Source organism: Agrobacterium sp. SORGH_AS 787 (genome assembly GCF_030819035.1).
Classification (GTDB): domain Bacteria; phylum Pseudomonadota; class Alphaproteobacteria; order Rhizobiales; family Rhizobiaceae; genus Agrobacterium; species Agrobacterium larrymoorei_B.
The window spans coordinates 1,820,249-1,836,517 of the sequence record NZ_JAUTBG010000001.1 but is presented as its reverse complement, the minus strand read 5'-3'; the positions used below and the strand labels follow the sequence as shown (position 1 = coordinate 1,836,517).

Here is a 16,269-nt window from a genome sequence, read left to right as displayed (position 1 = left end):
CTCACAAATTTGAATGTGTCAGAAAGGACCGCCTTCATCCCTAATCTGGCGAAGACTTGAAGACGAAGGCGGCAGGAGGAAGCAATCAGTTGGCGGCTGCGCCAACGTCCTTGTCCCAACGTTCCAGCAAGGCCTTGCGCTTTGCGGGATCGCCATAGGTCTTGAAGTCGTAGTTGATCAGCTTGATATCCTCAAAGCGTGGAGCTTCTTTCGGAATTTCAGCATTCTTGTTGGATGGAAGCTGGAACGACTTGGCGTCCTTCATCCGCGACTGCACATCGGCCTGCAGTGCCCAGTCGTACCAGATCTTGGCATTCTCCATATTGCGGGCGCCCTTGACGATCGACATGGAGCCGATTTCGTAACCCGTGCCTTCGCAAGGGGCGATCGACTTTACCGGGAAACCCTCTGCTGTCTGAGCAACGGCATCGTGCATGAAGACGATCCCGAGCGCCGTCTCACCGCGGGCAGCCGCCTTTACGGGCGCCGAACCGGACTTGGTGTATTGAGAGATGTTGGCGTTCAGCTTCTTCAGATAATCGAAGGCCTGATCTTCTCCCATGATCTGCGCAAGCGAAGCGAGCGCCGTGTAAGCCGTTCCCGAAGAGTTCGGATTGGCGATCTGGATTTCACCCTTCAGCTCTGGATCAAGCAGGTCTACCCAGCACTTCGGCTCCTTGAAACCCTTCTTCTTGAAAATGTCGGTGTTGTAACCCCAGCCCAAGGCACCGGCATAGACGCCGACTGTCTTGTATCCGGCGCTCTCAGCCTGGTTCTTTGCCCAGTCCTGCAGCTGGTCCAGCATCTTTGATTTGTATTCAAGCGTCAGGTTCTCGGATGCTGCCTGCAGGTGCGGATCGCCGGTCCCTGCCCACCAGACATCCGTCTTCGGATTGCGCGCTTCGGCACGGATTTTGGCATATGCTTCGCCAGACGACATGCGCACCATGTTGACCTTGATATCGTGGCTCTTTTCAAAGTCGCCTTTCATCTGTTCGCAGATCACCACATCTGCTGCACAGATGAGATTGAGGTCACCGGCCGCATGGGCAGGTACGCTCATCAGAGTAGTTCCTGCCAAAAGCAGGCTGGAAATAAGTGTCAGTCGCATGTTTTCCTCCATGATGTGCGTCTGAATGCTGATCTCAGGACATGGCTTCGCCGTCCGGCGTGCTATCGCCGCCGTTTCTGTCCCGGTTAAGTCGCTGATCTATTGGCTGGGCGGATGGACTTCCCTATCGAACCTTAGAAGAAGTCTGCCTCTTTCCTCTGGAGTGCCAAATGTCGCAAAGTCGTAGTCAACCATCTTGATGAGCGATAGGTCGGGCGCTCCAGGTGGCAAGGCAGTCTTTGCGTTGGAAGGGACCTGGTTCTGCCCGGCGGCGGCACCTGTCGCCTGCCCTTCGGCGCTCAGCGCAAAGTCCACAAACCGCCTTGCCTCGTCCCGGTTCTTTGCCCCGCGGATGACGCTGACCGCGCCAATCTCGTATCCCGTACCCTCGCAAGGGGCGACAATGACAAGCGGCGCGCCCGCCTCCTTCTGCGTCACGGCATCGTGCATAAAGGATATCCCGATGAGCGCTTCTCCACGAGCGGCGGCCTTTACGGGTGCGGAACCGGCCCGGGTATAATCGGCGACATTCCGGTTGAGCGCCGCTAGGTAGCTGAATGCCTCATCCTCACCGAAGAGTTGCACGAGGGTGGCAAGCATGGTGAAGGCCGTGCCGGAATAGTTGGGATCGGGCATGACGACTTTGCCGCGATAGGCCTCGTTGATCAGATCCTTCCAGCATGTTGGCGCCGGTAGACCTCGCTTCTGCAGGAGTTCGCTATTGTAGGCAAAGCCGAGCGCGCCGCCATAAATCCCTGCCGCCTGCCCTCCTGACATGGCAAAGAAATTCTGAGCCCAGGGAAGAACCTCCGGTTCATGCACGGACGCATAGGCCTCAAGCAGACTTTCGGATGCGGCCTGAAGATGCGTGTCGCCGGTGCCACCCCACCAGACATCGACGGTCGGCGCGTCCTTTTCTCTTCGTATTTGATCGAGAACTTCACCCGTGCTCTTGCGTACCACGATGGTTTGGACACCACTCTTCTGCTCGTAGGCGCGCTGCATTGCCGCACACCACGCCTCGTCGGCTGCGCAAAGCACGCTCAGCGTCGCGCCGTTCCGTGCCAAGGCCGCGCCACCAACCCATAGGATCAGCCCTGCGCTCAATGCCGCAAGCAGTGATTTCAATCGATCCTCCCTGGAACCTCCCCGTTCCATTCTTGCCGCCAAGAATGCCAGAACCGGGCGCTTGCGCAATCGCAGAATGGTTACCGATTTTTCAACACTCAGATCATGCAAGGACATTCCGTTACGAATGTTACAAATCTGACAGGCCCGGTCATCATCGACCTTTTGAATAATCCCGCGCTCTTGCCTATGATCGATACCGGGAGGACTTCATTTTGCAAAACCAGAGGATCAAGATTCTGATCGTCGAGGACGATCTGGATATGGCAGAATTGATTGCGGATCTCGTTGAAGCCGAAGGCTGGTTACCAACGGTTGTCCATTCCGCCGAAGACGCGACCGCGATTTTAGCGCGCGATCAGTTCCATATCGTTCTTCTCGACCACAATTTGCCGGGCATATCCGGAAGAACATTTGCGCAGCGTATCCGCACCAACCTTGGGCTCAATGTCGGCATCCTCATGGTCACAGCCGCCGGCAGCGCCACCGAACGTGTTCTCGGGCTGGAAACCGCGGCCGATGATTACGTCGTAAAACCCTTCGAGCCGATCGAGTTGACGGCACGCATAAAGGCGGTCCTTCGCCGTATCGCGCCCTCGCTCAAGGTGGAGAGAGAGCCGGAGCGCGAGCACGAAGCGAGTTCTTTGCGACTTGGCGATTGGGCGGTCGATCTATCCGCGCGACGCGCGCTCTGCCTTGCCGATCGGAGCAAGACGCTGACCAGCGCCGAATTTGCTCTCCTGGAGATACTGGCGGAGACGCCGAACAAACCGGTCAGCCGGTCCCAGATCCTCGATCGTCTCGGGGCGGAGAGTGATCGCTTCATCGATCGTAATGTCGATGTGCTGGTCCTACGCCTGCGCCGGAAGATCGAGCGCAATCCGGACCTGCCGCAGCACATCCAGACCCGCCGCGGCAAGGGATATGTCCTGCACACAGACACCGCAGAGCTGCCTCAGTGATCGACCGGCGCTTCCTCCAGTCCATCGCGTTTCGGCTGCCCTTCGCCATCGTCTTCATCTGTTCATCGGTCTTCATCCTGTCGGCCGTCGCGATCTACGGTTTGCATAAAGCCAAGAAGGAGATGGCGGCCTACAGCCTGGAGGCCTTTTCCAGCCTCGCCCGAGCGTCGCTCATTTCGCGCCAGGTGACCGATCTTGTTTCCAGCGCACCGCTGTTAGTGAACGCTACATCCCCCTATCGGGTCTCCAGCGAGAGCCGAGCAGTCGTGGCGCAAGTCGATGGGCTTCTTCAGACAATTGCGCAGTACAAGCACGGAGACAGCCAGAACGCACTGCCGAATAATGATATCGTCAGCCTCCTCCAGTCCATTCGTCAGCAGACCATGTCGCTTGCGGCGGATGCAGATGCGGCACAGCAACACAAGGCGGAGGCGGCCGCAGCACTTGGCCAGATTGCAACTCGCCAAACCCTTGCCGAAGATGCGATACGCCAGCGCCTCAATGCTCTCGTCCAGGCAGCCGCCAATTCTGCGAGCCTGTTCCAACTGGGCGAACTACAGCGCCGTTTCACTGCGGAGACCGGCTACTTCATCAATGACCCGGCAGCTGCACCGCAGATCGGCAATGAAGGGCTTACGCTTTACAAGAGCGTGTTCGACGCGCAGACACAGTATCTTCTGGAGATGTTCGCCATCCAGTCGTCGGTGTCGAAACTCCACACGGTTTCCCGTAGCCTGTCTCTCGCGACCGAAACGCAGAGTGAAGCGGTCGCTGAGAGACTGACCGGAGGACTTGCCTCCGCATCGGCTGCACTGACGCGATTGATTGTCATGGTCGCGATTGCCTTTTTTATCGTCGTTATTCTCTCTACCCTCTCAATCCGCTCCGTCATGCGGGTATCGAGCGGCATCACGGCGCTGTCCACTGGCATGAACTCGCTTGCCAAGGGTGAGCAGGATGTCGCCCTTTCCGCCTATAGAGGCTCAGAGACCGAACTCGTGCGTCTGTCGGCTGCATTCCACGCCTTCAAGGATAGCGTCGATCGGGCCTCGCGTCTGCGCCGCACAGCGGAAGCCGCAGCAAGAACGATCCGCTCGACGTTCAGGACCATGAAGGAGGGCATCGCACTTTTCGACGCGACCGGTCAGCCAATCACCATGAACAGGCGGATCATCGAACTTGTCGGCAGGCGGGGTGGATCATCGCGAAAGTTGCCCCTGCGCAGCTTTATCAGCACGATCCCCGAAATCGACCCACAGCTTCTGCCACGTGACGGTGATCCTGGAACGCTTGAAAACCGGATCATCGTACGTCATCGCACCGACAATCAGCAGGTCACGGAGATTGCGCTTTCCCGTCAGCCGGATGGCGGGATCGTCATTCTGGCGCGGGACGTCACAGCGCTCGATCGGCAGGAGGCGGAAGCGGCGAAAGCCCAGAGGCTCGATGGTATCATGCGCATGACCCATCAACTGAGCCACGAAGTCGGCAACATGATCGGCATCATTACGGGAAGTCTTGGACTTCTTGAGCGGGAGACGGGCTTCAGCGAGCGCCAGCAGCGCAACATCAACCGCATTCGCAAAGCGGCAAATCGTGGGCGCGAACTTGCCAGCAGCATGCTGTCGATCGGCAGTCAGCAGCCCATTCATCCCGCCTCCGTCGACATCGGCGCACTTTTGCGGGCAATGATGGATGTGCTCGAGATTGCGGTTGGCCCTCGCAACCACATCACTCTCGAAATTGAAGACGCCTTGCCGCAGCTCGCATTGGATGCCGCACTGTTCGAACAGACGATCCTCAACCTCTGCCTCAATGCCGCAGCCGCGCTGCCGAATGGCGGCTCGATCCTCATCTCGGCGCGGATGCTAGAGCAGGACGTGGAAGTGTCGGTGGAAGACAATGGACACGGCATGGATCAGGATGACATAGACAGGGCTTTCGAACCTTACTTCACGACGCGCACCCAGCAGGGCGGTACGGGGCTTGGCCTTGCCATGGTGTATGGCTTCATGCGCCAGAGCGGCGGCGACGCGAAGATCACATCGAAGCCGGAGCAAGGTGTTTGTGTGGCACTGACATTTCCCACTCTCGGGCGATGACCGCGGCGGCAGCTGCGCACTTTCGTTTGCCGTTATCGCCAAGGACGCGAATAACGGCGCGATATGTTGTGACGGCTGAAATGCCCCCTTGCCTGGCAACTTACGCGTGCCTAGAAGACCTTAATTGTCATTTGGGCTGGAGAGGACAGGCATCGTGGAACAAGCAAACACCAAGAGCGGCAGCGGAACGAAGAAGGCCCTTTGGGCCGCAACGGCGATCATCGTTGTCGTTGGCGCGGGCGCGGTCGGTGCCAAGGTGTACTATCAGAAGCAGGTCGAAAAAGTCATTGCCGAAAGAGGCGCGACCGCGGCTTCGGTGGATGTCGACTTTCTGGGACAAGTTCGCATCCGCGACCTGACTTTGCCTTTGGAGAAAGGTGAGAAAATCAGCATTGCCTCGGTTGACGGACGCCCGAAACTTCCCTTTGCCGACGGCGTGCTGGAACTCAGCAACATCTCCATGGATGTGGCGAAAACCAATATCGTCATTCCCAACGCCCGAATTGAGAACGCCGAGGTCGAACGACCTGCTTCATCGCAAGCAGATGGAAAAGATGCTGACATTTCGCTCTCCAAGCGCATCGAGCGCTTCTCAGCCAAGCGCATCTCCATGCCTGTCGTGACGGTCTCGCAATCCATAGGCAGCGTGCAGCAGAAGATCGCTTACACAAACGCGGTCCTCTCGGATATTGCCCATGGACGGATCGAACAATACACCATCGACAAGACAAATATCGATGCCAGCGTTGTTGCAAGCGGCAGCAAGAGCGCGTCTCAACCAAAACCAATGACGATGTCGACCGGCGAAATCAAAGGCCAGGATGTCGACCTCGCCTACGCGGCCAGGCTCTACACGGAAGCGGCTGGTCCAGACGACAAGGAGCCCAAGCAGGTCTATGGCCCTGTTTCCGTGAGCAAGCTGTCCATGTCCGATCGCTCGGGACGATTTAGCTACGAGGAACTGCGCAGCGACGGTTTCAGCGCCAAAATGCCGGCTCAACCACTCGTCGAAACGCTTGCGGCAATCACGGCAGTCCAAAACATCGACGATCTGACGTCTAAGCAACGCCAGGCATATTTCGGCAAGGTCCTCTCGATCTTCGGCATGATCGGAAAGAGCAACATTCAGTTGATAGGACTCAAGATCGATGCTGCCGACGAGGTTGCAGGGACGCAAGGCAAGCGGTCGATCTCCACGATTGACCGCATTGAAATGCAGATCGAAGGCCACAAGACGGATTTCGGCCTGCACGGCCTGTCCATCGCAAACGGTGAAGACAAGGTCTCGATGGAGGAGGCGAGCATCAAAGGGCTTGATTGGACCTTGCCCGCCAAGGGGCTCACCCAGGCCGCCGCTCTGGAAGCAGACGAGTTGGCAACCTTCCCCGTTAAGCAGTTCTTCCCAACCTTCGACCGGCTGCGGCTTGCTGGTTTGGATTTCGACACATCAGGACCGAAAAAGTCGGACGAACCGGTAGACGGCAAACCCGAGCGCATCAAGTTCACGCTCAGGAATTTTGAAACGGTGCTGAAGGATCCGGTCAACGGCATTCCGACCGATTTCGAAAACAAGATGGAAGATCTCGTTATCCCAATCCCGGAGGGTTCCTCTGAATTTGCCGGGGCGCGCGCGCTGGGCTTCAAGGAACTGACACTCTCCTACGCGCTCTCAAGCGCTTGGGATGAAAAAAACAGCAGCCTGGTAATTCGCCAAATCTCTGTCAGCGGCAAGGATTTTGGCCGGATCGAACTGTCAGGACTGTTGAGCGGTATCACCAAAGAGTTCTTCTCGTTCGACGCCGCCAATGCTTACGCAGCGCTTTTCAGCGTGATGGGTCGTGAGATCAAATTCACCTGGAAGGATGAAGGTGGAGTAGCGCTCCTGACGAAGCTCTACGCCTTGCAGAACAACATCAGCGAAGCACAAGCGCGCACGACCTTGACGCTGGGTGCAAGCTTCCTGCTGCAACAGGTTGCCGCCGAGCGGCCGCAGCTTAGAAGCGCAACCGATGCCCTTGCCGCCTTCGTCCTCAAGCCAGGTACCCTCACCGTTACCGTCAAGGCGAAGAGCCCCAACGGGTTGGGGATCTTCGATCTCGCGGCAGCATCGCAGGATCCGCTCGTTCTCCTCGACAAGGTCGATATTCAGGCGGCGGCCGAGTAACCGAAAAACGAAACATTACGCGCGTCGGCAACGGCGCGCGCATTCTCCCCCAGGCCATATATCGTTAAAAGAAAGACAGAGTTAGGCCAGTCGAGCCTCCACCGGCCGTAGACGCCGCACCTCAATGGGTGATGGCAGGATGAATTTTGGCTTCCAAGGTCCACCGATCCTTGCCTGCCGCTTTCGCCTGATAAAGCAAGACATCGGCATCGGCCAGGAGCTCATCAAGAGACGTCTTGGCGGGCGTCCAGACGCCACCGATCGTGGCACGGACATCGACAGTCGTTTTGCCGACGCTGACGGGCTCGCGCATGCCTTCCACGATGCGGGCTGCGACTTGATCAGCAACGCTGAGGTCTCCCGCAACGACGATCACAAATTCGTCTCCGCCCGTTCGACAGACCAGATCTCCGGGACAGACGTGTTGCTCCAGACGCCTGGCAGTCTCTAGCAGCACCTTGTCGCCTGCGGAGTGACCGTGAACGTCGTTGACGATCTTGAAGCCATCGAGGTCCATCAGCAAAACCGTCCATCCAGCCGATGATGACAGCAGTGGGAAGCGCATGGCGAGACCGCGTCGATTGAGAAGACCGGTCAGAGCGTCGGTTTCCGAGCGGCGCTCGAATTCCTTGAGACGCAGATGCTCGTCGGTGAAATCGATAGCGACGCCCACGATCCTGCGCGGTGTTCCGTCAGGATTACGCAAGAGACGGCGGTCGCAGCGCATCCATCTCTCTCCAAAAACTGTGTTGAGACGGTACTCCGCACAGGAGTGATCGACTTCGCCGGACAACAGAGACGTTAGATCAGCAGCCGCCATGTCGCTAGGATTGACCCGCGCCAGATAGAGCGCCAGATCAAGCCGCGCAGCCGCCGGACCACCTATGAACTGTGCCAGCCGTTCGGAGGTTTCGAAGCGGCCCGCGGCCACATCCATGTGCCAGAACCCGCCACGCACGGCTTCCATGGCAAGCTCCAGTTGTGCCGCCTTTTCCGCCAGTTGCCGCTCGCTTTCCTTTTGAGCGGAGATATCCTGGACCTGAGACAATAACTGCACGATATTCCCGGTCGCGTCCCGCATCGCGGTCAGATGGATCACCACATGAACGATTGCGCCGTGCCGATTGGTATATCGCTTCTCGATGGAGTACCCATCTCGCGCGCCCTCGATAACAGCATTGAACAGCGTCTGGTCCCGGTCGACATCGTCGGGATGGGCAAAATCCGCAAATGACATACCCTGAAGCATATCGAGGGGAATGCCGACGAGCCGGGAGAAAGCCTGGTTTACACGACGAATACGACCATCGACATCATGAAATACGACGCCGACCGGGGCATGCTCGAAAGCAAAGTCAAAAAGCGCCAAGCGGGCTTGTGCGTTTTCTTTCAGCCACTGCGCCCCTCTGTGCAAAATCTTCTCCTTGAAACAACGCCTGCCTATTTATTAGTAGGCACGAATGTATTTGATTCAAGCACAAGAAATCATGGTTGGTCTCACGACGATCGGCCTTATGGCCGACTTATGCGACGTTTACGCAGTTTTCATCCCGATCGCGCTCGTCGACATTAGAACCTCAGCCCAGGCACCGCGAGTGGATTGTCTGTCATCGCCTGACGATCCGGCCTGTCGATATTGGCTGTTCCGGTAAAGGCCGCGAACAGATCCTTGACGAAATCCTCGCTCAAGTCCTTGGTGATGAGCACCATGCGGGTACGGCGATCTTGAGGGTCGGGCCATGCGGGCAGACGCTGCGGCGGATGGAAGATGGACTGCACGCCATGCAGAACGAGCGGTCGATCTAAATTGTCTGAGAGCGCAACGATCGCCTTCATCCGCAAAAGCTTTTCCCCATGAGCAGAGCGCAGCAAATCCACGAACATTTCAATCGCCATCGGGTCGATAGGGCGATCATGCATGATCGAGAAAGACCGAATGGACGCGTTGTGCCGGTTCACATCGTGGTGGTGATGATGGTGGCCGTGATGATGATCATGATCGTGGTGGTGATGATCGCCATGATGATGGTCTTCATCATGCGCGGCCTCTTCACCCAGCCACCGGCTGACATCCGCGCTCTTGCTGGCAAAATCATAAAGACCATTGTCCAGAAGACTTGCGGCGCTCCACTTTTCCTGATCACCATCCTCAATCGCTGCACGGGGATTGAGATGAGCAAGACGCGCTACGAGTGTTGCGACAGTATCCAGGGAGGCTAGCTTTCTCTTCGTCAATACCAGCCGGTCGGCAACCGCCACCTGTTTCACGGCTTCCTCATGATGATCGAGCGTCGATGCCCCGTTGACCGCGTCGACAACCGTAATGACGCCATTCAGCATGAAGTTCTGCGCAATGACAGGATTGCCCATGATCGACTGCATGACGGGCGCCGGATCGGCGAGCCCTGTGGTTTCGATCACCACCCGCTTTACCGGCTTCAAACGTCCTGTCTGGATGCCATCCATGAGTTCGGCCAGCGTATCCACCAACTCGCCGCGCACGGTGCAGCAAAGGCAACCCTCCGCAAGCTCGATGATACCGTCACCCGAACGCTCCACGAGCAGGTGATCGATACTCACATCACCGAACTCGTTGATGATGATGGCTGCATCGGCCATGTCCGGGTCTTTCAGCAGCCGGTTGAGCAAGGTCGATTTGCCGGCGCCCAGGAAGCCGGTGAGAATGGACACGGGGATCCGTTCGAATGCCATAAGGCACCTTTTCGTTATAATGTTACAATGAGCCGCTTATAGCATCAAACGCGGCTTGGGAAAGCCGCTAGACGTCTTAAAGGCTTTGCTAGATGTCGAGAAACCCAAAGGGTCAGAAAGCCGGGCGCGGGATCGGGATCGGCACATTGGCCATTTGGCTTTCGCCTTTGCCCTTTGTTTCAGCCACTGCAACCGGTTCCGTGCCGGGGATCAGCCCAGCGAAAGAATAGACCGGCGGACGTGTCATTTCGCGCACATAAGGCGACTTGATGATCATGCGGCCCGCCTCGTCGCGGCTTTCGCTTCGCACCTTGGCAGCCTTCGGGTTGCAGATTTCCTTGCTGATATCGTTCACCGCAAGCGTATCGCCATAGGGCGCGAGAGAGGCGAGCGATACGCCCTGCCCGGCTGGCGAAGTCAGGCCAAGCTGCAGCAACTCGGCGGATTCATCGGTGCGCCCGGCAAGACTGTCGGAGCCAAGAACCACGGAAATGACCTGCCGTCCATCGCGCTTGGCGGAAGAGACCTGGTTGAAGCCGGAGGCACAGATGAAGCCAGTCTTCATGCCATCGGCACCATCGAAGCGGCCGACCAGCATATTGTAATTGGCATAGTTCTTCTTGCCGGTCGTCACACCTTCCAGCGAGAAGTAACCCGCATAATCTGGAAACTCACGCTTGATGATAAGCGCCAGCAGCGCCAGATCGCGCGCTGTCGTATACTGCCCAGCGCCGGGAAGGCCGTTCGGATTGATGTAATGGGTGGAGGACATGCCCAGACGCGCGGCTTGAGCGTTCATTTGCGCGACGAAATTGTCTTCCGTGCCACCAATGGTTTCTGCAATCGCCACCGCGACATCATTGGCCGACTTGATCAGCAGCAGCTTCAGCGCGCTATCGAGTGTGAGCTTCGAGCCAGGCTTGAAATACATCTTGCTGGCGGGCTGATCGGACGCATGCTTGCTGAAGACAACAGGCGTGACGGGGCTGAGCTTTCCCGATTTCATGGCGCTGAAAGCAATATAGGCCGTCATCAGCTTGGTCAGCGATGCGGGATACCATTTGCGAAAGGCTTCCTGATGCGCAATCACCCTACCGGTTTTGACATCCACCACAATCTTGGGATTGGCCTCAGCCAACGATGTCATCGCCAGCATGCTGGCAGCCACAGCGGCAACGGTTTTCGAAAGTCGTCCAGCGGCGCGGCGTGTTCTGCGATCGTCTTGCAAGGCCTGTCCTCAAATTCCCGTCTTCTTTGCGGGATTGGCAATATTCACCATATATGGCCTAGCAATGGCAAACTAGATTGATTGCGTCAATTATGCGGCGCAATATCGAGGCGAGCAGTCATACGATTCACGCATCCCGTTTTTGTAAAGTCAGGACCGAGAGAATGCCCATCTTGAATAGAGCCGCCGAGTTGCAGGAAGAAGCGACGCAATGGCGCCGCCATCTTCATCAAAACCCGGAAATTCTCTATGATGTGGAGGAGACCGCCCGCTTCGTCACTGAGAAGCTGACAGCCTTTGGCGTCGACGAAATTGTCAATGGCATTGGCCGCACAGGCGTCGTTGGCATCATTCACGGCCGCAGCAAGAATGGCCGCACCATCGGCCTCCGCTCCGACATGGATGCCCTGCCGATCCTTGAGGAAACCGGCAAGCCCTGGGCCTCGCTCACCCCTGGCAACATGCACGCCTGCGGCCATGACGGACACATGGCCATGCTGCTCGGTGCCGCCAAATATCTTTGCGAGACCCGCAACTTCGACGGCACGGTGGTTGTTATTTTCCAGCCCGCCGAAGAAGGCGGTGCAGGCGCGCTCGCCATGGTGGAAGATGGGTTGATGGATCGGTTCGGCGTGGACGAGGTCTATGGCATGCATAATATGCCGGGTATTCCGCTTGGCCAGTTCGCCATTCGCAAAGGCGGCATCATGGCCGCACCGGACAAATTCACCATCACCGTCAAAGGCCGTGGCGGCCATGCCGCCCAACCACACCGCACTGCAGATCCCATCGCCATCGGCGCGCAGATCGTCACCAATCTACAATTGATTGCCTCCCGCAATGCCGATCCCCTGCGCTCGGTCGTCGTTTCAGTTACCCGCTTCCAGGCCGGCACCAGCCACAATATCATCCCAAATGAGGCGCTGATCGCCGGCACAGTGCGAACGCTCGATGAGGACGTGCGCGATCTGGCAGAAACACGGATACGCCAGATCGCAGAAGGCCTCGCTCTCGCCAACGGCGCCGAAGCGGAAGCCGAGTATCACCGCTACTGTCCTGTCACCGTGAACCATCCCGCAGAGACCGACTACGCGGCGCAGGTTGCCCGCGACGTGGTTGGCGCAAACAACGTCGATGCCGATGTCGATCCTTCCATGGCGGGAGAGGATTTCTCCTACATGCTGAAGGAGCGCCCGGGCGCCTTCATCTTCATCGGCAATGGCGAAACCGCGGGGCTGCACAACCCCAGCTACGACTTCAACGACGAGGCGCTCGCCTATGGCATTTCCTACTGGGTGAAACTCGCGGAGCAGCGGTTGCAGGGCTGACGAGTAAGAGCGCCGTGCGTCCATTGGGACGCACAAAAGACGCTCTACCTTTTTGAATCTACCCATCGTGCTTCGCTGAAATCGGTTAAGTTTTCGGCCTGATGCTGTGGCATCTACGAAGCAAGCGGCTTGACTTCGCGCATGAGTCGGTCCAAGTGAAATTCTGGTGCTGATCGTAATAAAATGGTTACGGGAAGCCACGTAGAAAGAGCGTCATCGCGCTTGATCGCTAGACTGGAGCAGTTGAAATGTCTGCAAAAATTTATCGTCCGGCAAAGACCGCCATGCAGTCCGGCAAGGCCAAGACGAATATCTGGGTGCTGGAATTCGACGCCGAGGTCCCGCGCAAGATCGACCCGATCATGGGCTACACGTCTTCGTCGGACATGAAGCAGCAGGTCAAGCTCAATTTCGACACACAAGAACAGGCCGAAGCCTATGCACAGCGCAAGGGCATCGAGTACCGCGTGATCCAACCAAAGGAAGCAGAGCGTCAGACGGTTTCCTACACGGACAACTTCCGCTATACGCGCACACAGCCTTGGACACATTAACCGTTTTCGGCGCCTCCACGGCGCCGCGAGTGGCCCCTTAGCTCAACTGGATAGAGCAACTGCCTTCTAAGCAGTAGGTCGCAGGTTCGAGTCCTGCAGGGGTCGCCATTCTTCTCATTGTCCAGACCGAAGACACGTAGCAGTCTGCAGTTCTGATACTCACGCTGCATTCGTCAATCCACGGCTCGAGTTTGCCTGGCCGACCTGCTTACATCAAATTAAGTTATTGATCTTGCAAGATTTTGGTGTCCACGAGAGGATTCGAACCTCCGACCCCAGGATTCATACCACTTCGACTTTCGCCGCCGTCCCGCCGTTAGGTGGGCGCGTTCGTGGTCTGGACTGTCCCTTCACCATGGGCTTAGAAGCCTTTAGGTGCTACCCATCCAGTCTCTACACCTTCAACGGATTTCTCCGAAGCTTGGCTCGGGATTGGCATGCTGGAAGCCCAACGAAGCGTTCCCCGACTTTGAGCAGATCGATCGCGTCGTTTCCGGGCGCGACCCCCAATTTAATTAGGAATCCTGTGCTCTATCCTGCTGAGCTACGTGGACACACACGGGCGCTTTTAAACCACTGGTCATTCAGGATCAACCTCGTTCTGAGAGCGGACGGCGTTCTGGCCGGAAATTTTACAGCATCGGGCCGAAAATCGGAATCGATTTTCGCAAAGCGCGGTGCATAGATTCGAAAGGTAGAACGTCCCTTGTACCTTCATGATGACGCAACCCCGCTCTACCGAAACATAACAGCCTTCACCAACAGAAAAAGCTAAAGCCACGCTTGAACGGAAAGCACGAAGCATATTCTATCGCGGCAACAGTGAGGAGACACGCATCATGAGCGACAACGTCATCAAGTTTCGCAAGCCGCAACCGCCCAAGCAGCCCCGTCCCGGCCAGAGCAAGCTCCTGGCGGTGATCATCGGCGTCGTCGCGCTATGCGCTTTGATCTGGCTTCACTTCCAATACGGAGTGTGAGGCCGACTATCTGGATTTGGGGCGGGAAGCATGTCTATCATAGCGGCAGCTATCGTAGGAGATGAGGTCGAACTGACGCTCAGGCGCAACCTAAAGCGCAATCCTCTGTGCTTTTAAAATCAGATTGCTGGACGTTGTGCATAGCGGATCGTTGAGCACAGAAACATAAGCTCAACTCCCACCGAACTGTCACAAGCACAGTTTTGAATGATGGGTAGGAAACGACAATACTAAGACAAATCAACTATTTGTCGAATGGTCGGAGTGGAGAGATTCGAAATCGCCATCTCTACTCGAACACCGTGAAACGAAGATAAGACCTCACCAGGGTGCGCTTGCTCTTCCATCTTATCCGACGCTTCGCGCCGAAACAAAGACCTTCATACAAAAGATGGACCACGCGATGCAGAGCCTTTTTAATCTCTGTGGCGTCTTTTACGGTGAAGCGACATTGAGAAAATCCGGCAAGTAGTTCGACGGCCTGCATAATCATCTTGCCAATACACTGGAGGAAGATGACGAGTTCATCAAGTTCTCTCAAGGTCTAGCCGGGTTCGGTAAACTTGTGAGAAATGTGCGGCATTGCATAGAGCATCCAAAAACGGATCGACAGATCATCGTAAATGACTATCGCCTCACCGCTACCAAAGAGCTCCTTGAGCCTGAAATAGGCGTTATACATGAGTTAACGCCCCTTGACTTTGTTCGAGCAGATCAATTTTTTGGATCCTTTGTGGAGGCGGCAGCAACTTGGTGTGAAACCTTGATGGCGTTTTTGGCAGGTCGATATACGGCTGAATTTAAAGCATTCGAGATTGTGGTCGATGAAATACCTGAGGCGCAAAGTCGATGCGGCGTTCGTTATGGATACCTCGTAAATTTCGGCGGGAACTTTTCTAGGCTGGGCTGATCGAGCGCTATGGCTTCCCACGAATTCAAATCGTAGTCAGTCCCCTTTAGCGTCCTTAATTGCACCTGAAATCATTGCACCAACTTTGGGCCCGCCGAGTAGCGCAGCGGTTACAGCGAAGCTCCCAGTGACAGGCGCACCGCAAAGACCCATGAACGCAGTTCCGATTCCTATCAAACCAAGCCGAGAAGAGCTATCGACAATCTCCTGAGAGTTGGATGCAATCCAGTCTGCTAATTCATTTCTGAGCCGCGCAACGACCGAAGCCGGTTTTTGGAACCGCTCGAGCGGCGCTTCAGATCTTGGGATGGCCGCCAAGATACTTTCATGCAACTCCCTCAGACCATTCGAAAGTCGGGAGAGGAAAGAAACTCGCAATTCCCACCCAGCGAGTTGGGCGGGGTCGTTCGGCTTACTGCGTTCCTCACGTGCAATTTCCGCTTCTACGTTAACGGCGAGAGCTAAGGCCATTTCGGCCAAACCCTGCGGTTGTGAGTTTAGATGTCTTGTGATTGACGCAGAATAAGCGCCTGTCAGCGTTTCGCGTTGGGCCGCGGCCGCATCTTCGGTGTCGTTGCCCTTTTTTTGCAATCGCCCGTCCACGTAGTTGTAGGAGCTGAAGATCGGCTGTCGAGAAGTGGCTCGACTCACCTTGGCACGGGAAAAATCTGTAGAGCTGTCAGTTTTGACTTCGTCAAAAATGCAATGCTCGTTGATTGTAGTGTCTGCTAAGCTTGCGCCACGAAAATCCGCACCCGTGAAGTCGACGCCTTGCATACTACTTGGTGCGAATGACGCGCCACGAAAACTGCAAAGGGTGAAATCACAGTTGAGGATAGCGGATGCGATTTTGGCTCCATCAAATTTCGCGTTCGCGGCCTTTACGCCTATAAAGAGTGCCGATGTGAAGTTACAATCACTAAGATCTGAGCTTACGATGTTAGTGCCCTCTAGTTTAGCGGAGTGGAAGTTGCGCCCACGTAGCTCGCGGTAAGACAGGTCTTCGCTACTGAAATCTCCCCCAGCAAGGTCCGTCTCGCCCTCTTCAAGCTGCTGCAAATCTGAAAGGTTCGACATCACATTCACTCAC

At 56.4% G+C, this 16,269-nt stretch carries 12 protein-coding genes and 1 tRNA gene; 7 read left to right on the top strand and 6 right to left on the bottom strand.

Annotated features, from left to right (window positions below; translation table 11 throughout):
* Window positions 1–85: 85 nt before the first annotated feature.
* Entirely contained in the window at window positions 86–1,111 is a 1,026-nt protein-coding gene (locus tag QE435_RS08090) for an ABC transporter substrate-binding protein (RefSeq protein ID WP_349040885.1), read from the bottom strand.
* 99 nt (window positions 1,112–1,210) lie between these two features.
* Window positions 1,211–2,239 carry an ABC transporter substrate-binding protein gene (locus tag QE435_RS08085; RefSeq protein ID WP_349040884.1) on the bottom strand — a complete coding sequence of 343 codons (1,029 nt, stop codon included), beginning with the start codon at window positions 2,237–2,239 and terminating at the stop codon, window positions 1,211–1,213.
* A gap of 215 nt (window positions 2,240–2,454) precedes the next feature.
* Here QE435_RS08085 and QE435_RS08080 point away from each other — a divergent pair, with 215 nt between their 5' ends.
* From QE435_RS08080 to QE435_RS08070, 3 genes are all read left to right on the top strand, one after another.
* On the top strand, window positions 2,455–3,201 hold the full coding sequence (locus tag QE435_RS08080; RefSeq protein WP_349040883.1) for a response regulator transcription factor: 747 nt from the start codon (window positions 2,455–2,457) through the stop codon (window positions 3,199–3,201).
* On the top strand, window positions 3,198–5,303 hold the full coding sequence (locus QE435_RS08075) for an ATP-binding protein (RefSeq protein ID WP_349040882.1): 2,106 nt from the start codon (window positions 3,198–3,200) through the stop codon (window positions 5,301–5,303). The genes QE435_RS08080 and QE435_RS08075 overlap by 4 nt, the downstream gene beginning before the upstream one ends.
* A 154-nt stretch (window positions 5,304–5,457) precedes the next feature.
* Window positions 5,458–7,467: a hypothetical protein gene (locus tag QE435_RS08070; RefSeq protein ID WP_349040881.1), complete on the top strand. Its 2,010-nt coding sequence runs from the start codon at window positions 5,458–5,460 to the stop codon at window positions 7,465–7,467.
* 121 nt (window positions 7,468–7,588) lie between these two features.
* Here the strand turns inward: QE435_RS08070 and QE435_RS08065 are convergent, their stop codons facing one another.
* The 3 genes from QE435_RS08065 to QE435_RS08055 all read right to left on the bottom strand — a co-directional run bounded on the left by QE435_RS08065 (window position 7,589) and on the right by QE435_RS08055 (window position 11,335).
* Window positions 7,589–8,881 carry a diguanylate cyclase gene (locus tag QE435_RS08065; protein WP_349040880.1) on the bottom strand — a complete coding sequence of 431 codons (1,293 nt, stop codon included), beginning with the start codon at window positions 8,879–8,881 and terminating at the stop codon, window positions 7,589–7,591.
* 155 nt (window positions 8,882–9,036) lie between these two features.
* Window positions 9,037–10,179, bottom strand: coding sequence for a GTP-binding protein (locus tag QE435_RS08060; protein ID WP_349040879.1), 1,143 nt, complete (start codon window positions 10,177–10,179; stop codon window positions 9,037–9,039).
* 112 nt (window positions 10,180–10,291) lie between these two features.
* Entirely contained in the window at window positions 10,292–11,335 is a 1,044-nt protein-coding gene (locus QE435_RS08055) for a D-alanyl-D-alanine carboxypeptidase family protein (protein WP_349041158.1), read from the bottom strand.
* Window positions 11,336–11,571: 236 nt separating this feature from the next.
* Between QE435_RS08055 and QE435_RS08050 the strand changes: the two genes are divergently transcribed.
* The 4 genes from QE435_RS08050 to QE435_RS08035 all read left to right on the top strand — a co-directional run bounded on the left by QE435_RS08050 (window position 11,572) and on the right by QE435_RS08035 (window position 14,269).
* A complete protein-coding gene (locus tag QE435_RS08050) occupies window positions 11,572–12,735 on the top strand; it encodes a M20 aminoacylase family protein (RefSeq protein ID WP_349040878.1) in 1,164 nt (387 codons plus the stop codon).
* A gap of 248 nt (window positions 12,736–12,983) precedes the next feature.
* On the top strand, window positions 12,984–13,289 hold the full coding sequence (locus QE435_RS08045; protein ID WP_062424309.1) for an ETC complex I subunit: 306 nt from the start codon (window positions 12,984–12,986) through the stop codon (window positions 13,287–13,289).
* A 31-nt stretch (window positions 13,290–13,320) separates the two neighbouring features.
* Window positions 13,321–13,397, top strand: a tRNA-Arg gene (locus tag QE435_RS08040).
* 731 nt (window positions 13,398–14,128) lie between these two features.
* On the top strand, window positions 14,129–14,269 hold the full coding sequence (locus QE435_RS08035; RefSeq protein WP_306927938.1) for a hypothetical protein: 141 nt from the start codon (window positions 14,129–14,131) through the stop codon (window positions 14,267–14,269).
* Between the two features lie 946 nt (window positions 14,270–15,215).
* On the opposite strand, the gene QE435_RS08030 is transcribed toward QE435_RS08035, so the two are convergent.
* The gene (locus QE435_RS08030; RefSeq protein ID WP_349040877.1) at window positions 15,216–16,256 is read right to left on the bottom strand and encodes a pentapeptide repeat-containing protein; all 1,041 of its coding nucleotides are present in this window, start codon (window positions 16,254–16,256) and stop codon (window positions 15,216–15,218) included.
* Window positions 16,257–16,269 lie beyond the last annotated feature (13 nt).

Bases quoted from the DNA above. Each gene is read 5' to 3' on its own strand.
- QE435_RS08090 (WP_349040885.1), bottom strand. From the start codon at position 1,111: ATGCGACTGACACTTATTTCCAGCCTGCTTTTGGCAGGAACTACTCTG.
- QE435_RS08060 (WP_349040879.1), bottom strand. From the start codon at position 10,179: ATGGCATTCGAACGGATCCCCGTGTCCATTCTCACCGGCTTCCTGGGC.
- QE435_RS08055 (WP_349041158.1), bottom strand. From the start codon at position 11,335: ATGCTGGCGATGACATCGTTGGCTGAGGCCAATCCCAAGATTGTGGTG.
- QE435_RS08050 (WP_349040878.1), top strand. From the start codon at position 11,572: ATGCCCATCTTGAATAGAGCCGCCGAGTTGCAGGAAGAAGCGACGCAA.
- QE435_RS08045 (WP_062424309.1), top strand. From the start codon at position 12,984: ATGTCTGCAAAAATTTATCGTCCGGCAAAGACCGCCATGCAGTCCGGC.
- QE435_RS08035 (WP_306927938.1), top strand. From the start codon at position 14,129: ATGAGCGACAACGTCATCAAGTTTCGCAAGCCGCAACCGCCCAAGCAG.
- QE435_RS08030 (WP_349040877.1), bottom strand. From the start codon at position 16,256: ATGTCGAACCTTTCAGATTTGCAGCAGCTTGAAGAGGGCGAGACGGAC.